Source organism: Achromobacter sp. 77, from assembly GCF_020541125.1.
In the GTDB taxonomy this organism is placed as follows: Bacteria; Pseudomonadota; Gammaproteobacteria; order Burkholderiales; family Burkholderiaceae_B; genus Achromobacter; species Achromobacter mucicolens.
In genome coordinates this window covers 5,277,557-5,293,114 of record NZ_CP059848.1, presented here as the reverse complement: position 1 = coordinate 5,293,114, position 15,558 = coordinate 5,277,557, and the positions used below count along the sequence as shown (strand labels likewise).

At 65.5% G+C, this 15,558-nt stretch carries 15 protein-coding genes; 8 read left to right on the top strand and 7 right to left on the bottom strand.

The genetic code is table 11. The features are described from left to right. Position 1: 1 nt before the first annotated feature. On the bottom strand, positions 2-3,115 hold the full coding sequence (locus tag H4P35_RS24385) for a WG repeat-containing protein (protein ID WP_226847324.1): 3,114 nt from the start codon (positions 3,113-3,115) through the stop codon (positions 2-4). Between the two features lie 431 nt (positions 3,116-3,546). On the opposite strand from H4P35_RS24385, the gene H4P35_RS24380 reads away from it, so the two are divergent. Then, a complete protein-coding gene (locus H4P35_RS24380) occupies positions 3,547-4,788 on the top strand; it encodes an MFS transporter (protein WP_226847322.1) in 1,242 nt (413 codons plus the stop codon). Positions 4,789-4,835: 47 nt separating this feature from the next. Here the strand turns inward: H4P35_RS24380 and H4P35_RS24375 are convergent, their stop codons facing one another. Next, a complete protein-coding gene (locus tag H4P35_RS24375; RefSeq protein ID WP_056324729.1) occupies positions 4,836-5,216 on the bottom strand; it encodes a cupin domain-containing protein in 381 nt (126 codons plus the stop codon). A gap of 104 nt (positions 5,217-5,320) precedes the next feature. On the opposite strand from H4P35_RS24375, the gene H4P35_RS24370 reads away from it, so the two are divergent. Further along, positions 5,321-5,554, top strand: a complete 234-nt coding sequence (locus tag H4P35_RS24370) for an Arm DNA-binding domain-containing protein (RefSeq protein ID WP_063956533.1) — start codon at positions 5,321-5,323, stop codon at positions 5,552-5,554. Next, positions 5,551-6,108 (top strand): ureidoglycolate lyase, encoded by a 558-nt coding sequence (locus H4P35_RS24365; protein WP_152382749.1) that lies wholly within the window; start codon positions 5,551-5,553, stop codon positions 6,106-6,108. The genes H4P35_RS24370 and H4P35_RS24365 overlap by 4 nt, the downstream gene beginning before the upstream one ends. A 24-nt stretch (positions 6,109-6,132) precedes the next feature. Here the strand turns inward: H4P35_RS24365 and H4P35_RS24360 are convergent, their stop codons facing one another. Beyond that, positions 6,133-6,729 carry a hypothetical protein gene (locus tag H4P35_RS24360; RefSeq protein WP_226847320.1) on the bottom strand — a complete coding sequence of 199 codons (597 nt, stop codon included), beginning with the start codon at positions 6,727-6,729 and terminating at the stop codon, positions 6,133-6,135. A gap of 149 nt (positions 6,730-6,878) precedes the next feature. Between H4P35_RS24360 and H4P35_RS24355 the strand changes: the two genes are divergently transcribed. Both H4P35_RS24355 and H4P35_RS24350 read left to right on the top strand, forming a co-directional pair. Beyond that, positions 6,879-8,021, top strand: a complete 1,143-nt coding sequence (locus H4P35_RS24355) for a DUF1254 domain-containing protein (protein ID WP_226847318.1) — start codon at positions 6,879-6,881, stop codon at positions 8,019-8,021. A gap of 9 nt (positions 8,022-8,030) precedes the next feature. Continuing rightward, a complete protein-coding gene (locus H4P35_RS24350) occupies positions 8,031-8,960 on the top strand; it encodes a LysR family transcriptional regulator (RefSeq protein ID WP_056324740.1) in 930 nt (309 codons plus the stop codon). A gap of 17 nt (positions 8,961-8,977) precedes the next feature. On the opposite strand, the gene H4P35_RS24345 is transcribed toward H4P35_RS24350, so the two are convergent. From H4P35_RS24345 to H4P35_RS24330, 4 genes are all read right to left on the bottom strand, one after another. Next, positions 8,978-9,784 carry an SDR family oxidoreductase gene (locus H4P35_RS24345; protein WP_152382746.1) on the bottom strand — a complete coding sequence of 269 codons (807 nt, stop codon included), beginning with the start codon at positions 9,782-9,784 and terminating at the stop codon, positions 8,978-8,980. A 25-nt stretch (positions 9,785-9,809) separates the two neighbouring features. Next, positions 9,810-11,009 carry an ABC transporter substrate-binding protein gene (locus H4P35_RS24340; protein WP_152382745.1) on the bottom strand — a complete coding sequence of 400 codons (1,200 nt, stop codon included), beginning with the start codon at positions 11,007-11,009 and terminating at the stop codon, positions 9,810-9,812. A gap of 34 nt (positions 11,010-11,043) precedes the next feature. Then, complete coding sequence (locus H4P35_RS24335; protein ID WP_152382744.1) at positions 11,044-11,976, bottom strand: 3-keto-5-aminohexanoate cleavage protein; 933 nt, start codon at positions 11,974-11,976, stop codon at positions 11,044-11,046. A gap of 248 nt (positions 11,977-12,224) precedes the next feature. Then, positions 12,225-12,506 carry a peptidylprolyl isomerase gene (locus tag H4P35_RS24330; protein ID WP_056324750.1) on the bottom strand — a complete coding sequence of 94 codons (282 nt, stop codon included), beginning with the start codon at positions 12,504-12,506 and terminating at the stop codon, positions 12,225-12,227. 263 nt (positions 12,507-12,769) lie between these two features. Here H4P35_RS24330 and H4P35_RS24325 point away from each other — a divergent pair, with 263 nt between their 5' ends. From H4P35_RS24325 to H4P35_RS24315, 3 genes are read left to right on the top strand one after another with little or no spacing between them, the layout of a single operon-like run. Next, positions 12,770-13,534: a FadR/GntR family transcriptional regulator gene (locus tag H4P35_RS24325; RefSeq protein WP_082586342.1), complete on the top strand. Its 765-nt coding sequence runs from the start codon at positions 12,770-12,772 to the stop codon at positions 13,532-13,534. Between the two features lie 36 nt (positions 13,535-13,570). After that, positions 13,571-14,929, top strand: coding sequence for an aromatic ring-hydroxylating dioxygenase subunit alpha (locus H4P35_RS24320; protein WP_226847316.1), 1,359 nt, complete (start codon positions 13,571-13,573; stop codon positions 14,927-14,929). Beyond that, the gene (locus tag H4P35_RS24315) at positions 14,926-15,495 is read left to right on the top strand and encodes a 3-phenylpropionate/cinnamic acid dioxygenase subunit beta (protein WP_056324755.1); all 570 of its coding nucleotides are present in this window, start codon (positions 14,926-14,928) and stop codon (positions 15,493-15,495) included. The genes H4P35_RS24320 and H4P35_RS24315 overlap by 4 nt, the downstream gene beginning before the upstream one ends. Positions 15,496-15,558 lie beyond the last annotated feature (63 nt).

The window sequence follows — 15,558 nt, the reverse complement described above, 5'->3', positions numbered from 1 at the left end:
ATCATTCTGCGTTGGCGTTGTCGACTGCCGGCGGCGAGATGCCGGCGGCCTCGGGGCAGGTGAGTTTCCGGGGCGGCCAGCTTTGCCGGTCCTCGGCATCCACGATCACCACCGTGTCGCACAGCACGCCGAACAGCGCGGTGGTCTTGCCCTGGGTATCGATGTACTCGATGAGCCGATTGCGCCGCACCAGCGCGCGGCCTTCCGAAAAGTCGCCGGCCCACGTGAACGCCGGCGCAATCGCATAGCGTCCGGTCAGATCGATGTAGCCGTACAGCTTGCCCGTGCGCTCCAGGCGGCGCGCCCGCGCCAGTCCGTCCTTCATGCGGCCAAGCTGGTTGAAGTGCGCGCCCACGACGCGCTTGCCGTTCGCGTCGATGAAGCCGTACTTGTTGTCGCCGTCGCTGTACGGCGCCACGCCCTCGCTGGCCTTGTCGCTGTCGATGGCGTAGCGGCCGGGCAGGCGGGTGACCTCGCGGCCTTGCAGGTCCACCAGAATGCTCGATCCGCTCTCGTCGTCATTGACGACGACGCGCTGCATCGATGCCAGCGGCGTGGCGTCGCCCCACTTCTCGAGCAGGGTCTTGCCGGTCTGGTCGATCAGGCGATAGCCCGCGCCGATGTTGGCGCGCGCCAGGCCTTCGGGCTGCGTGAAGAACGGATTGAATTCGCCGTATTGCGCGGGCACTTTCATGTTGCCGCGCGCATCGATGGCGCCTTCGCGTTCGTCAAAGTCGATGTAAAGCCAGTCGCCGAATTGCTGCTTGTTGTTGGGCCGGCCCTCCGACAAGCGGATGGAGGCGCCCTCTGCATCGATCAGGACAGCGCTTGCGTCGGCCAATTCGCCGAGAAAGCGCCCATCGGCAAGCTTCTGCGGCTTGCCGACCACGGGTTCACTCGTTTTGCCGGTGCGCAGGTTGATGACGCGGTAGGCGCGTTCGGTGAAGCCGCCGCGATTGCGCTTGCCCTCCGGCGCTTCGACCAGCATCAGGCCGTTGCCCAGGTATTCCAGATCGTAGGCGCCGTCGTAGCGGGCGGGCACTACCCACTGGCCCTCGCGGTTGACCACGCCCCAGCGGTTCTTGTCCTGGACCTTGGCCCAGTCGTCCTCGAACTCCTGTATCTGCTCATAGACCGGCTTGAGCGCGGGCGCACCCTTGCGCACGTTCCACAGGCCCGAGCGGCGCTGGCGGTTTTCGTTGCGTGCGTAGTAGGGCAGCAGTTCACCGTCAAGGCGAGAGGCCTCTTCCAGCACGTGTGCGGGAACGGACACTTCCTGCCCGCGGGCATCGATCAGAAGCGCGTCGCCGCGCAGCATGTCCTTCGTGCGGGCCCAGGTGTAGGGGCCCTTGAAGGGGCGGATCTCGGTGTAGCGCGGTTCGATGGCCCACGCGCCGTCCGCGCCGATCGCACCGGCTTGGTAATTCCTGGTGCGCGCCACGAGGGGCAGCGTGACGTCGTACGTGTCGATGTTTGCCCAATCCGGATTCGTGACGATCTTGCCCGCCGCCGTGAGGATGCCGGTCGGCTGGCCATAGTCGTGCGGACGCAGGAGCGCCAGCGGGGCATCGGCATCGCGGGCGGTCGTGCGCGCGTAGTGAAACTCGCTGACGTCGTAGGCGCGCAGCTGCGCGAGGGTGGCCTCGTCGAGGATGCCAAGGCCGTCCCGGCCGTAGACCTGGTAAAGCGATTCGTCTGCGTTGGCGCTGGCGGTCGTTTGTGCGGCGTCTGCCGCGGCGGTGGCCGCATCCATGGCGGCATCTGCCGCGGTATCGGCTTGCATTGCGTCGGCCGCCATGGCGTCGTCTGCGGCTGCCGCCGCCTCAGCTTGAGTCGCCTCGGTAGGCGTCGCGTCTGCCACCGTTGCCGCTTGGGCAATATCGGTTGCGGCATCGGCGGCAACCGGCGGGTCCTGGAAAGCCGCCGCAGTCTCCGCTTCGGACGCCGCCTGCACGGCAGCCGCCGCGTCGGCGGCATGGGCTTGATCTTCCGCGCTCATCGCGTCGCCAGCCGCGTCGGCAACGCCGGCCGGGCGCCGCGCCGCGCCATAGACCCACGCGCGCCCGTGATGAATCTTGACCTCGCCGCTGCGCAAGGGGATCAGCTGCAGCCGGCCCTCGGGATCGATCAGCAGCGTCATTCCGGGCTCGGCGGCAAAGCGCCAGCCGTCTTGCTCCCGCACACCCACATAGTCGCTTTCGAAGGTGTGCATGGGTTGGAGCTTGCCATCCAGCAGCAACGTGCCGCCATCCGCGACCCGCACCAGCCATATGCCCGGCGCCACCCGCTCCACGCGTTCGTAACGCTCGGCCGACAGCGCCTCGCCGCGCACATCCACGAATTCCCATGCCCGTTCGCGGTTCACGGCCACCACATCGCCATCGCGCAACGGCGGCGCGAGCGAGCGCAGCACTTGCGGGCTGATTGCCCAGGTGCCGTTCTGATCCAGCAGACCCCACCAGCCGCCGTAACGCGAATCGCGCGTCTGCGCGGGCAGTTGGCCGCTGGTCGGCGCGGCCAGCGCCATCACCCCTTCGGGCAGCGCGGCAGGTTTGCCGGTCACGGTATTCACCAGACGCGGCGGCGTCGGAATTTCCATCGCCGCCAGCTTCTGGCCGGGCTCAAAGCCCGAGGTGCGCGTGCCCAGCGGAAAGGTCTTCACGACCTTGCCCTGACGGTCGATCAGCACATCCCGTCCATCCTCTTCGGCCAGCGCCGTGCCTTGCGCGTTGAATCCGGTCGCGTCGCTAAAGCGCGGCGGGATGACCCAGCGTCCCCGGGTGTCGATGTAACCCCAGAGATCCTGCTGGCTGACGGCGGCCAACCCGTTCTGGAAGGAGCGGGCTTCCGAATACGCCGGCGCGATGGCCATGACGCCTTGCTTGTCGATAAAGCCCCAGGCAGCGGAATCGCGGTCGGCGGTACCCACCAGCACGGCCGCCAGGCCTTCCTGGAATGGCTGGTGGCACGATGTGCCCGCGCCTTCGCCGAAATTGTTGTACGCGCACTGCTGCGCCCAATTGGTTTGCGCATGCGAAGTGACCGGCGCCAGGAGCGCGATCCCCGCCAGCGCCGCTGCAAGCGCCAGCGGCTTGAAGATGGGCGCCGCCGTCATGGGTTGCGGGCGCGGTTGACCACCGCGGAAACGAACTTGCCGGACCGGGCGTGCCACATGTGTCGATGCCTGCCGAAGGATGGGAAAGGCAGCCACTGTACTCAGCGGTGCCCGGGGACGGATCGGGAGATGTAACCATCAAAAACGAAGCGTTAACATGTCGCAGCCTCGGGCCGATTTTTGCGGTAATTCCGGCCATTTTTCAAAAAAATCGCGCAATTTCTTTTTTTTGTGTGCGCGTTGAAGGTTGGCCGAGCCGTTCGATTCAGGCGGCCGTCCCGGTCATCAGCGCGGTCTGGCGCGTTGCCGTGACATTCCCTCCACGCATGCAGCGGGCAAAAAATAATCGGTTGAGCCTCGCGTCTGGCGACCCTGTAATAGCGCCAATGCCCGCCTGAACGGGGGCGACGTTTCCTTGCAAGAGGTTCGCCATGTCCACCCCCCAAAAATCTTCCCTGGATGCATCGCAGCTGTGGCTGCTGGTGCTGGCCGGTGGCGTCGTCATGGGCCTTGCCCTGGGCGTGCGCCATGTGCAGGGCCTGTTTCTTCTGCCCGTCACCATGGACCGCGGCTGGAGCCGCGAAACCTTCGCCATCGCGCTGGCCGTGCAGAACCTGACCTGGGGCATCGTGCAGCCCTTCACCGGCATGATTGCCGACCGCTATGGTTCGGCCAAGGTGATCGCTGGCGGGTTGGTTTTTTATGCGGTGGGCCTGGCCGGCATGGCACACGCCACGACGCCTGCGGGCTTCATGTGGACGGCAGGGGTGTGCATCGGCATCGCGCTGTCGGGCACGGCGTTCGCGGCCATTTATGGCGCGCTCAGCCGCCTGGTGCCGCCCGAACGCAGAAGCTGGGCGCTGGGCGTGGCTGGAGCCGTCGGCGGACTTGGACAGTTCACGATGGTGCCTGCAGCGCAATGGCTGATCGGGGGCTGGGGCTGGGTGGCGGCCTTGCTGGCCTTTGCCGTGGCGCTGACTATCCTGTTGCCGTTGGCGTTTCCGCTACGCGAGCCGGCGAACCGTCTGCGCGATGCCGGCGCGCCCGACGCAAACCTGTCGCTGCGCGAGGCCCTTCGCGAGGCCTTCACGCGCCCCGGCTTCTGGCTGCTGAACCTGGGATTCCTGGCCTGCGGTTTCCAGCTGGCGTTCATCGGCACGCACCTGCCCGCCTACCTGATGGACAAGGGCCTGCGCGCGTCGGACGCGGTCGCCGCGCTGGCCATCATTGCGCTCACCAATGTCATGGGCACCTATGTCTGCGGCATCCTGGGCGCGCATCACCGGCGCAAGTACCTGCTGGCGGGCATCTACCTGATCCGGACCGCGGCCATTGCGCTTTTCATCCTGGTGCCGCTATCCACGTGGTCGGTCTACGCGTTCGCGGCGGTCATAGGCTTTGTGTGGCTGGGCACGGTGCCGCTCACCAACGGCCTGATCTCGCAGGTGTTTGGCGTGCGCTACATCACCACGCTCTTCGGCTTCGTGTTCTTTGGCCATCAGGTCGGTTCGTTTCTGGGCGTGTGGCTGGGCGGGGTCGTGTTCGAAGCCACCCGCTCTTATGACCTGATCTGGCTGGGGGCGATGGCGCTGGGCGTGCTGTCGGCCGCCTTGCACTGGCCGATCGACGACCGGGAGATCCAGCGCGCGCGGCCGGTGGGCGCGGCTGGTTAGGTGCGGCCGGCCAGGTGCGGCCGGCAAGGCGCAGACGGGACGCGGCGTTACGCCAGCCGGTGCTGCGTGCCCGCGCCCATGGTGATGTGCAGCATGCGACAGGGCTCAATGACCTTGACGGTGTGCCACGCGCCCTTCGGAATCACGTACGCATCGCCGGCCAGCATTTTCACGATCTGGATCCCGGTGGGCCATTCCAGGTGCAGTTCGGCCGCCCCAGACATCAGCCGCACGATCTCGTCGGCGCCGGGGTGCATCTCCCATTGCGGCCAGTCGGCCGCGAATTCGTACTCGGACACAAGCCAGCCGCGCCCGTATTGCTCAAGGTCTTCCGGAGATTGGGACCAGAATGCGTCGCCGCCCGTCACGGTGGCGGCGGCGCCGGCGGCGTCCAGATACACATAGTGCGACGTCAGGTCGATGGCCATGTTGCGCGTCCTCGGGTGGGGGGGATCAGGGCAGTGTATGTCAGCGCCGGCTGTCACATCGTTGCGTTTATCATGTCTGCCATCGGCAACTTGGAGAGCACGCGATGAGCACGGGATTCGAAGGGGTGCGCCCCGCATCCGAATCGTCCATCGAGATCGGCTTCTTCTATGACGGCCGGCATTGTGTCGAGCGTATCCGGGTCAAGCCCACCGCCGCCAACCTCAAGCGCGCCGCCGACCGGCGCGTTGCCATCCTGGAGGCCATCGCGCGGGGCGATTTCGACTACGACGCCGAATTCCCCAAACGCGGCGCTAAGCCATCACAGGGTCCCGCATGACGAGCAATTCGCAGCTTGAAGTTCACGATCTTTCGCCTGATGCCTTCAATGCCTACGGGTGGATGCTGGGCAAGCCCATGCCGGACGGCAACGGCGTTCCGCTCTTTACGAACCCGGCCACCGACTTCTGGCACGAGCACCTATTCAACACGGGCGCGGGCGGCGACGCCGAGGTGCTTTGGGTCAATTACCGAAGCCAGTCCGTCGAAGTCGCCAGCCTGGAAAAGCACCTGCTGACGCAGCAGGCGATCGTCCCGCTGACGGGCAGCATCATCCAGATCGTGGCGCGCAGCGCCGCGGACGGCTCGCCCGACCTGGCCACGCTAGCGGCCTTTCATGTGGCGCAGGGGCAGGGCGTGTGCATGCGGCCGGGCTGCTGGCATGCCACCCGCGTGGCGGGCGACGAGGTCACGTGCCTGATGCTGACCCGCCGCTCCACCACGGTCGACCTGATCCAGCACCTGACCACGGACGCCAGCACCACCGAAAGTGCCTTCGCGGCCATCCCCGCACGGCAACTGGAAGTGCCTCAGGATCTGCTGCAAAGCGCCTGACATTGCGCCACGAGGGCGCGAGAATCAATCCCCCTCGCTGCACGCGAAGCCCAGGCGCGTGAACAAGGGCCACTTGTTGCGGTAGCTGTCCGTCCAGCACATGCCGAAAAATGCCGCGAACGGCGCGTCGACCCGTTGCGCCGATATGTGCGCGGCGGCATCGGCATCGGGCGGACAGAAGGCCTGCCCCGGCGTCGGGTACAACGCGCCATCCCAGATGGGGTGGTCGCAATGCTCGCAGAAATTGCACCATTCCCCTGACCGGGCGGCGTTCTGACGGTAGGTCGGCGCAAGCGAGCGCAGCGTCTGCGCCACGTCGGGCGCAAGAGCCCGTGTCGACGAGATCATGGCCGGACCCGGCATCGACTGCCATTGCGCGGGTCCGAACAGCCAGTCCTGAAACGCCAGCGGATCCAGTCCCGTGCTATTCGCGTCGTCCTCATCCAGTTCCAGGTCGCCCTCGGTGCTGTCGTGGCCGGGCGGCACGGCCAGCCCCGTCACGCGCGACAGCGTGTTGCAAGCGGCGCAGCGGTGCACGGCCCGCAACACGAAGTACGACGACGCGCGAATGTTGAACGCCTCTCCGTCCGGACCGGTCATGCTGGGGTCTTGCGTTGACATGCTGCTGTGTCTTTCCTGTCGCACCGTTGCGGTGCATTGTTACTTCTATACGCCGGGGAAATATGACAGAATCCCCCGGAATTCGAGCCCTGGCGCAATCCGCCGCCGCCCTCGGGCGACTGCGCCATCCCGTCATGTCGGAGCCCTGAATGCGCCACCGCCAGATTAGCACCGGATTTTGCCGCGCCGCCTGCCGTCCGTTCATGGGGCTGGTTGCCGCCATCGTCGTGGCGGGCGTTTTGTCCGGCTGTGCGGTCCCGTCGCACGACGCCGCCGCCGGGCAGTCCGTCGGCATCGAGAGCCTCACTGCGCAACAGGCGCGTGGCATCGCGCGCGAATCCTACCTTTACGGCGCGCCCATGGTCGCCAGCTACCAGGCCATGTATGCCTACAGCCTGGACAAACAGGGGGCGCAATACAAGGGGCCGGTGAACAGCATCAATCCGGTCGGCACCGCGTCCGCCGCCGCGGCCGGCCTGGACCCGGCCTATCTGTATTCCTACGCCGCCCTGGACCTGCGCGCCGAACCCGTCGTCGTCATCGTGCCCCGCGTCGAAAAGCGGCGCGACGCCTCGTTGCAGGTCATGGACCTGTACATGCACCACATCGGCGACCTGGGCTCACGCGGCCTGGGCGGTGGCGTCTTTCTCGTGGCGGGTCCCTCCTGGAAAGGCAAGGTGCCCCCGGGCATCACCAAGGTGATTCGGTCAGAGACGCAGCTTGCCACGCTGGTGGCGCGCACGCAGCGGTTCAATCCCGCCGACCAGGAAAACGCCAAGCGCATCCAGGCGCGCTTCAAGGTGCAGCCGCTATCTGCGTTCCGCAACCGGGCCGCGCCCGCGGCCCCTGTCAAGGTGGAATGGAAAGCGCCGGTCCCGCGCGCGCAGATGTATTCGTCGCTCGAGTTCTATGACGAACTGGCCTTCCTGCTGCGGTTCGCACCCGCACACAAATCCGAGACCGCGCTGCGCGAACGCATGGCCACCCTGGGCCTGCGCCCCGGCGAGGACTACGACACCGCCACGCTCAACCCCGCGTTGCGCCGCGCGCTGCAAGAGGGCATGCACGATGGCCAGAACGACATCGACAAGAACCGCGCGGCGCAGGTCGCCGATGCCGGGGCGCTGTTCGGCGACCGGGACAAGCTGAAGAACGACTATCTGGCGCGCGCGACCGGGGCGCAGATGGGGCTGTTTGTGTTTGGCGGCATGAACGCACCCAAGGCGGCGCCGAAGTTGCCACCGACCTTGCCACCGAAGCCGCAACTCAAATCGCCACCCACGCCACAATAGGCGCGCCGCATGAAGCGCAACTTCAACATCCACGACCTGCGAATCTTCTACGCCGTCGTCATGACCGGCTCGACGCGTCAGGCCGCGCTGGCCATGCACCTGACGCAGCCCGCCATCAGCCACGCAATATCGCGTCTGGAAAGCGCCACGGGCGTTCAACTGTTCGACCGGTCGCACAAAACACTGCGTCCGACGGAAGCGGGGCAATATCTCTACAGCGAAGCCAAGTTCGTGCTGGACGAACTGGTGCGCATCGACGAAGCCCTGCACAGCATCGAACAATTCGGCGGCCGCGGGCTGCGCATCGCCTCGTCACCCGCGCTGGCGCTGGGCTACGCGCCCGACGCGGTGCGCCGTTATCTGGACATCAACGGCACGCGGCCGTTCTCCATCGACGTCGAGTCGTCCATGCAGGTCATCAGCGCCGTGGAAACCATGCGCGCCGACTTCGGTCTGGGCGCTGTCGGCCGGGACAGTACGCGGCTGACGTTCACCCCGTTCCTGCGCGCGGACGTCATGGCGATCGCGCATCGCGAACATCCGCTGGCTGGGCGCGACGCCATTACGGTGCTAGATATTCCGCCCGACACCTACGTCAAGCCGCTGTGGTCCGACTATGTCGTGGCGCAGGGCGACATCGCCGATTCGTTGCTGTTGCGCTCCGGCATGCAGGCGCATATGTCGCTGCTGCCGGGCACGGTGCGCGCCGTCAAGGGCATCAGCCTGGTCAACGCGCTGTCCGCGTCCGACATCGTGACGTCGTTTCCGGATCTGGTGGCCGTGCCGCTCGCCTCCCGGCAGTGGTTCGATTTCCTGCTGATCACCCGCACCGAGTCCCGCAACAACGAGCTGACCGCGCGCCTGCTGGACGCCCTGCGATCCACGGCGCAGGCGCGGCGGCAGGGCGTGTATGCAGAGACAATCGCGTTGCTGCAATAGCGGTAATTGCGCCGGGCTTATTGCGCCGGGGGCTGCCACGGCAGCGATTGCAGATCGCCGTCGATGCTGATCGCCTGGCCGCTGACCATGGCCCCGTAAGGGCTTGCGAGAAACAGCGCCATGTTTGCGATGTCAGCGGCGCGCACGAACTGCCGCAGGCTGACGCCCGACAACTCCAGCCGTGTCTGCTCTTCGACCGACAATCCCATGTTCTTGGCGCGGGCGGCGATCACCCGATCGATGCGCGGTCCGGCCACCAGCCCCGGCAGTAGCGCATTGACGCGGATGTTGAGCGGCCCAAGTTCCATCGCGAGCGAACGCGTCAGGCCCACCACGCCCCATTTGGTGGCCGCATATGGCGTGCGCATGGGTAAGCCCATCCGTCCCGCCACCGAACTGATGTTGATGATGCTGCCGCCGCCCGACGCGCGCAGGGCGGGCAACGCATGGCGCACGGTGTGGAACTGCGAGGCCAGATTGATGTCAAGCGTCGCGTCCAGCTCTTGCGCGGTGATGTCGGCGATGCCTGCCGTGGGCCCGGCAATGCCGGCGTTGTTCACCAGCACGTCCAGCCCGCCCAGATGCGATAGCGCGGTCTGCATGTAGCGGTCGATCTCGTCGCGGCTGCCCACGTCCGCGCGCGCCCACGGGTGACGGCAACTGGCCAGCGCCTGTTCATCGACATCGCACAAGTGAACGCGGGCGCCGCGTTCTGCAAAGGCGTCGACCAGCGCGGCGCCGATGCCGGACGCGCCCGCGGTCACGATGACGCGCTTTCCAGACAGGTCAACAGGAAGGGCGGCGAGCGCCTCGGGGGTCGTCATGGGATTTCCGGATTGATTCATGGCGTCAGGGCTTCATCAGGCGGCAGGTCGATTCCTCGGGCGACGTGTACACCTGGGTGCCTGGCACACGCGCCACAAGCTTGTAGTAGTCCCACGGCGCCTTGGATTCCGCAGGCGTCTTCACCTGCATCAGGAACATATCGTGCACCATCAGCCCGTCCGCGCGGATCTTGCCGTCTTTGACGAAGAAGTCGTTCACGGGATTGGCCTTCAGCCACTTCATGATGGTGTCGCCATCGGTGCTCTTGGTGGCTTCCACCGCCTTCAGGTATGTCGTCGCGGCGGAATAGTCGCCGGCTTGCAGCATGGACGGCTTCTTCTTCATCACGGCCTCAAAGCGCGACGCCCACTTGCGCGACGGGTCGTCCTGGTCCCAGTACCATGCCGTCGTCAAATACATATTCTGCGCCGCCGGCAGGCCCAGCGCGTGCACGTCGGTGATCAGCACCAGCAGGCCGGCGATCTTCATCTTGGGCGTCAGGCCAAATTCGTTGGCGGCCTTGACCGCATTGCTGGTGTCGCTGGCGGAATTGGCCAGGCCCAGCACCTGCGCGCCGGAGGCCTGCGCCTGCAGGATGAACGACGAGAAGTCCGCTGTGTTGAGCGGATGCCGCACCCGGCCCTTGACGTTGCCGCCGTCGGCCTGCACCACCTTGGATGCGTCGCGCTCCAGCGCATGGCCGAACGCGTGGTCCACCGTCAGGAAATACCAGTCCTTGTTGCCTTCCTTCATCATGGCGCGCGCCGTGCCGCGCGCCAGCGACACCGTGTCGTACACGTAGTGCACCGTATAGGGCGTGCATTGCGCGTTCGTCAGTTCGGAAGCACCCGCGCTCACCACGAAGAACGGCGTCTTCTTTTCCTCGGCCACCTTCGCCATTGCCAACGCCGCCGCCGAATTCGCGCCCGCAATCAGCATGTTCACCCCGCGCTGGTCCAGCCATTCCCGCGCGCGGGACGACGCGATATCGGCCCGGTTCTGGTGATCCGCAACCAATACCTCCACCTTCTTTCCAGCCACCGTGCCGCCCAGGTCCGCGATCGCCATCTTGATCGCCTCGACGCCGCCAGGTCCGTCGGCGTCCGCGGACAGTCCGGACATATCCGTGATGAACCCGATTCGGATCACGCCGTCATCGGCCTGTGCCGCACCTGCCATTCCCAACAGCGCGGCCAATGCCGTCGCGCGCAACGTCTTTTTCATGTCTCGTCTCCCCACTGGGTGGATGTGTATGTATTCAGAACGCGACGTGGCCGCGTCCCTTCAGTTGCAGCGTCGCTCGCGCGTCGTCCGGCGTGGCGATCTGCAAGGACAGGTCTTCCAGGATGCGGCGGATGCGGTGCACCTGATCCGCGTTGGACTTTGCCAGCTCGCCGGGCCCGTCCCACAATGAATCCTCCAGGCCTACGCGAACGTTCCCACCCATCGTCGCCGCCATCGTCGCAAGCGGCGTCTGCTTGCGGCCGGCGGCCAGCACCGACCAGATGTAGTCGTCGCCGAACAGCCGGTCAGCCGTGCGCTTCATCATCATCACGTCCTCGGGGTGCGTGCCGATGCCGCCGCGGATGCCGAACACCGACTGGATCAGAAACGGCGGCTTGAGCAGCTTGCGGTCCACGAAATGCGCGGCGGTATAAAGATGGCCGATGTCGTAGCACTCGATCTCAAAGCGCGTGCCGTTATCGCCGCACGACGACAGGATGTGCTCGATATCCTTGAACGTGTTGCGAAAGATCAGGTCGTTGCTGCCCTCCAGATACGGCCGCTCCCAAGCCTGCGTGAACGTCTTGAACCGCTCCAGCAGCTCGTACATCCCGAAGTTCATCGACCCCATGTTCAGCGACGCCACTTCGGGCTTGAACTGCAACGCCGGCGCCATGCGCTCGGCAATCGGGAGCACCGGCGATCCGCCCGTCGTGATGTTGACCACCACGTCCGAAGCTTCCTTGATACGCGGCAGGAATTGCGCGTACAACGCCGGATCCTGCGTGGGTTGCCCCGTGTCCGGCTGTCGCGCATGCAGGTGCACGATCGCCGCACCCGCCTGAGCGGCATCAAGCGCCGACCGGGCGATCTCTTCAGGCGTGACGGGCAGGTAAGGCGACATCGACGGCGTATGGACCGAACCGGTGATGGCGCAGGTGATGATGACCTTTCTGGACTGTTTCATGGGCCTCTGGCGCGCGGCAGGTTGCCGCTGTGAATATGTCGCTACGGATCTTTATGGCCCCGGCTGTCTCCTCCGGGTGTGGGCCATTCTGTCGCAGGGCTTCGGGTCCTGTCACCTGAACAGAAATTATCAATTGATAGGGAATCCGGTGCTGCGCTGCAGCGTGCCATTCACGCAGCCGGAGCACGAAAAAAAGCCGCCGCCAGGATCGCTCCTGGCGGCGGCTTTTACCGAACGGCTTCGAGGACTTAGTCCTTGCGGCTGGTCACTTCAACCAGGTGGTAGCCGAACTGGGTCTTGACCGGACCTTGCACTTGGCCGACCGGGGCGCTGAACACGACGGTGTCGAATTCCTTGACCATCTGACCCGGGCCGAAGGTACCCAGATTGCCACCGTCGCGGCTCGACGGGCAGCTCGAGTTTTCCTTGGCGAGCTGGGCGAAGTCAGCGCCATTCTCGATGGCGGTCTTGAGTTCGTTGGCCTTCGCTTCGGTGGAAACGAGGATGTGACGGGCGGAGGCTTGTGCCATGAGGGAACTCCTTGCAGACTGATTTGGGGAGGGGAGAGTAACGCATTCGCGTGAACTCGCTACCCCGGCATCATAAACGGGGAGTGATCCGGCCCCGGGTCACAGACGGTAAGCGCGAGGGGGGCACACCCCCGCACTTCCCCTAATACCCCCTCATATCCTTATACGATTATCGTATTTTCAACACACCCCTCCCCGGGCGTGTCCACAGCCGAGGCAACGCGGGCTGGCAATGAGATGCACGTTTTCGGACGAGACTTCCTATGCCTGATTCAGCTTCCCGAGTACTGTTGAAAAAAGACGCGGTCGTGCCGTTTACGTCGGAGCCCAATCTGACGGATCGTGTGACCGAGATGCTGCTGGACGAGATCACCAGCGGCGATTACCAGGTCGGTGAGGTGCTGCCCCCAGAGCAGACCATCGCCACCCGGCTTGGCGTTTCGCGCACGGTGCTGCGCGAAGCGGTTTCCCGCCTGAAGGGCGATGGCATCGTGCAGAGCAAGCAGGGCCGCGGGCTGACCGTCATGCAGACGGCGCGGCCGTCGGTGTTGCGCATGCAGGCCGCGGATATTGGCGATGCGGACCAGGTGCTGCGCATCGTGGAATTGCGCCGGGGCTTCGAGATCGAGGCCGCGCCGTTGGCGGCGGCTAGGCGTGACGAGGACGATCTGGCCGCCATGCGGCTGGCCCTGCGCAAGATGGCCGACGCGATTGCGTCCGGCGACGTGGCAGTCGGTGTCGACGCCGACATGGAGTTCCACCGCTGCGTGGCGCGTGCGACGCGCAACGAACACTATCTGAATTTCTTCGATTTCCTGGCGGTGTTGCTCAAGAAGAACCTGCGCGTGTCGCGCTCGCGGTCGGCCAAGATCGCGGGGCGCGGGGCGCAGGCGCAGAAGGAGCACGAGGCGCTGTTTGCCGCCATCGAGAAGGGCGACGTGGAACTTGCGCGGCAGCATGCGCGCACGCACGTCGACAACACGGAAGCACGTCTGCGTACAGCGGCGGCCACGGCCGACAAGCCGTAGGCGCCCACTAAGGGCATCCTCCAAGGGGAAGTGGTGATGGGTCAGAAGACGATCGATGAGTTGGTGCGCGCCGACGAGGGACTGGTCAGCCGGTCCATCTTCGTGGACGAAGAGATCTTCCAGCAGGAATTGAAGCAGATCTTCTCGCGCGCGTGGCTGTTCGTGGGGCACGAAAGCCTGGTGCCCAAACCGGACGACTACTTTGTTTCGCGCATGGGCACGGAATCCGTGATCCTGACGCGCGACCGGCAGGGGCAGATTCAGGTCATGTTGAACAGCTGTGCGCATCGCGGCATGAAGCTGTGCCGCTACGACCATGGCAACAACCGGACGTTTACCTGTCCGTACCACGGCTGGAGCTTTTCCACCGACGGCAAGCTGGTGGAGCGCCCCGGCGAGCTGGTCGGCGTGCCCGGCCACGCCACGCACTACAAGGGCGAGCTGGACAAGAAGCAGTGGGGCCTGAAGACGGTGGCGCAGGTGGTGAACTACAAGGGCGCCATCTGGGCAACGTGGGATCCCAACGCGCCGCCGTTCCTGGACTACATCGGCAACATGCGGCTGTACTTGGACGCGGCGCTGGACCATCGAAACGGCAGTCCGGGCGGCTCCGAGGTGATCGGCGGCGTGCAGAAGTGGCGCGTGAAGTGCAACTGGAAATTCGCGCCTGAGAATTTCATTGGGGACCTGTACCACGACATCAGCCACCGATCCGTGGACATCGTGGGCATCGGCCCAGGCGGCGGCAAGGGGCGGCGCGATGCATCCGCCACGCGCTCGGCAATCTGCTTTCCTGAACTGGGCCACGGGCTGCTGGGCCGGCTGCCGTTCTACGAGGAAGGACCGTACGCGTCGCAATACGCGCGTTATCCGGAAGTCGAGGCGTACTACCGCGAGATCCACGAACACCGCGAGCGCACGTTGGGCTCGGCGATGCGCGTGCAGACCAGCGTGGGCACGATCTTCCCGAATATGTCGTTCCACGGCCGTCAGCCGCGCACGCTGGCAGTGTTTCATCCGATCAGTTCGACCGAGATGGAGATGTGGCGCATGTACCTGGTGGACAAGGACGCGCCCGAAGCGGTCAAGGAAGCGGCGCGCCATTATTTCCTGCGCTACTCCGGCCCGGGCGGCATGACGGAATCGGACGACATGGAGAACTGGACGGGCGCCACCGAGGCCAGCATGGGCGCGATGTCGCGCGAGCTGTACTTCAATTACCAGATGGGCGTGGGCCACCGGCAAGACGTGCCCGAGATTCCGGGCTGTGCGGTCAACGGTGAATACACCGAGGAAAACGCCCGCATCTACTACCGGCGCTGGGCGCAGTTCATGAACGGCCTGTCATGGGACCAGCTGATGGCGGGCGCGGTGCGCCTGGAGGAGGCGGCATGAACGCAACCGTGGAAAACGCGCCGCCGGTGGCGCAGGACGACAGCGTGGACGACATGCTGCTCTGGTGGGAGGCGCATCGCTTCCTGCACTTTGAGGCCGACCTGCTGGACCACCGGGAATTCGACAAGTGGCTGGGCCTGCTGGACGAGGACATCACGTATCGCATGCCGCTCACGCGCAACGTGCGCCGCGACGCGATGGCGCAGGAATACTCCGGCAAGCAGGACGCGGCGTGGTTCGACGAAGGCATCGACACGCTGCGCCAGCGCGTGGCGCAGATCAAGACGGGAATTCATTGGGCCGAGGAACCGGCCTCGCGCGTATCGCATCTGGTGACCAACATCCGCGTGCTGGACGTGACGCCGGACGACGGCGGCGGCGACCTGGTGCGGGTGCGTTCGCGCTTTCTGATCTACCAGAACCGCCTGCAGTCCGAAGTGAACCTGTTCGTGGGCAAGCGCGAGGACGTGCTGCGCAGGCGCGACGGGCGTTTCACCATTCTGTCGCGCGAAATCCACCTCGACCAGAACGTACTCTTATCGAAGGCGCTGACGATCTTCTTCTAGCGCCGTTGCCGTAGCCGGCCCTTCTGCCGGCATTCGATGGTTTTCCTTCCACTCGGGGCCTGA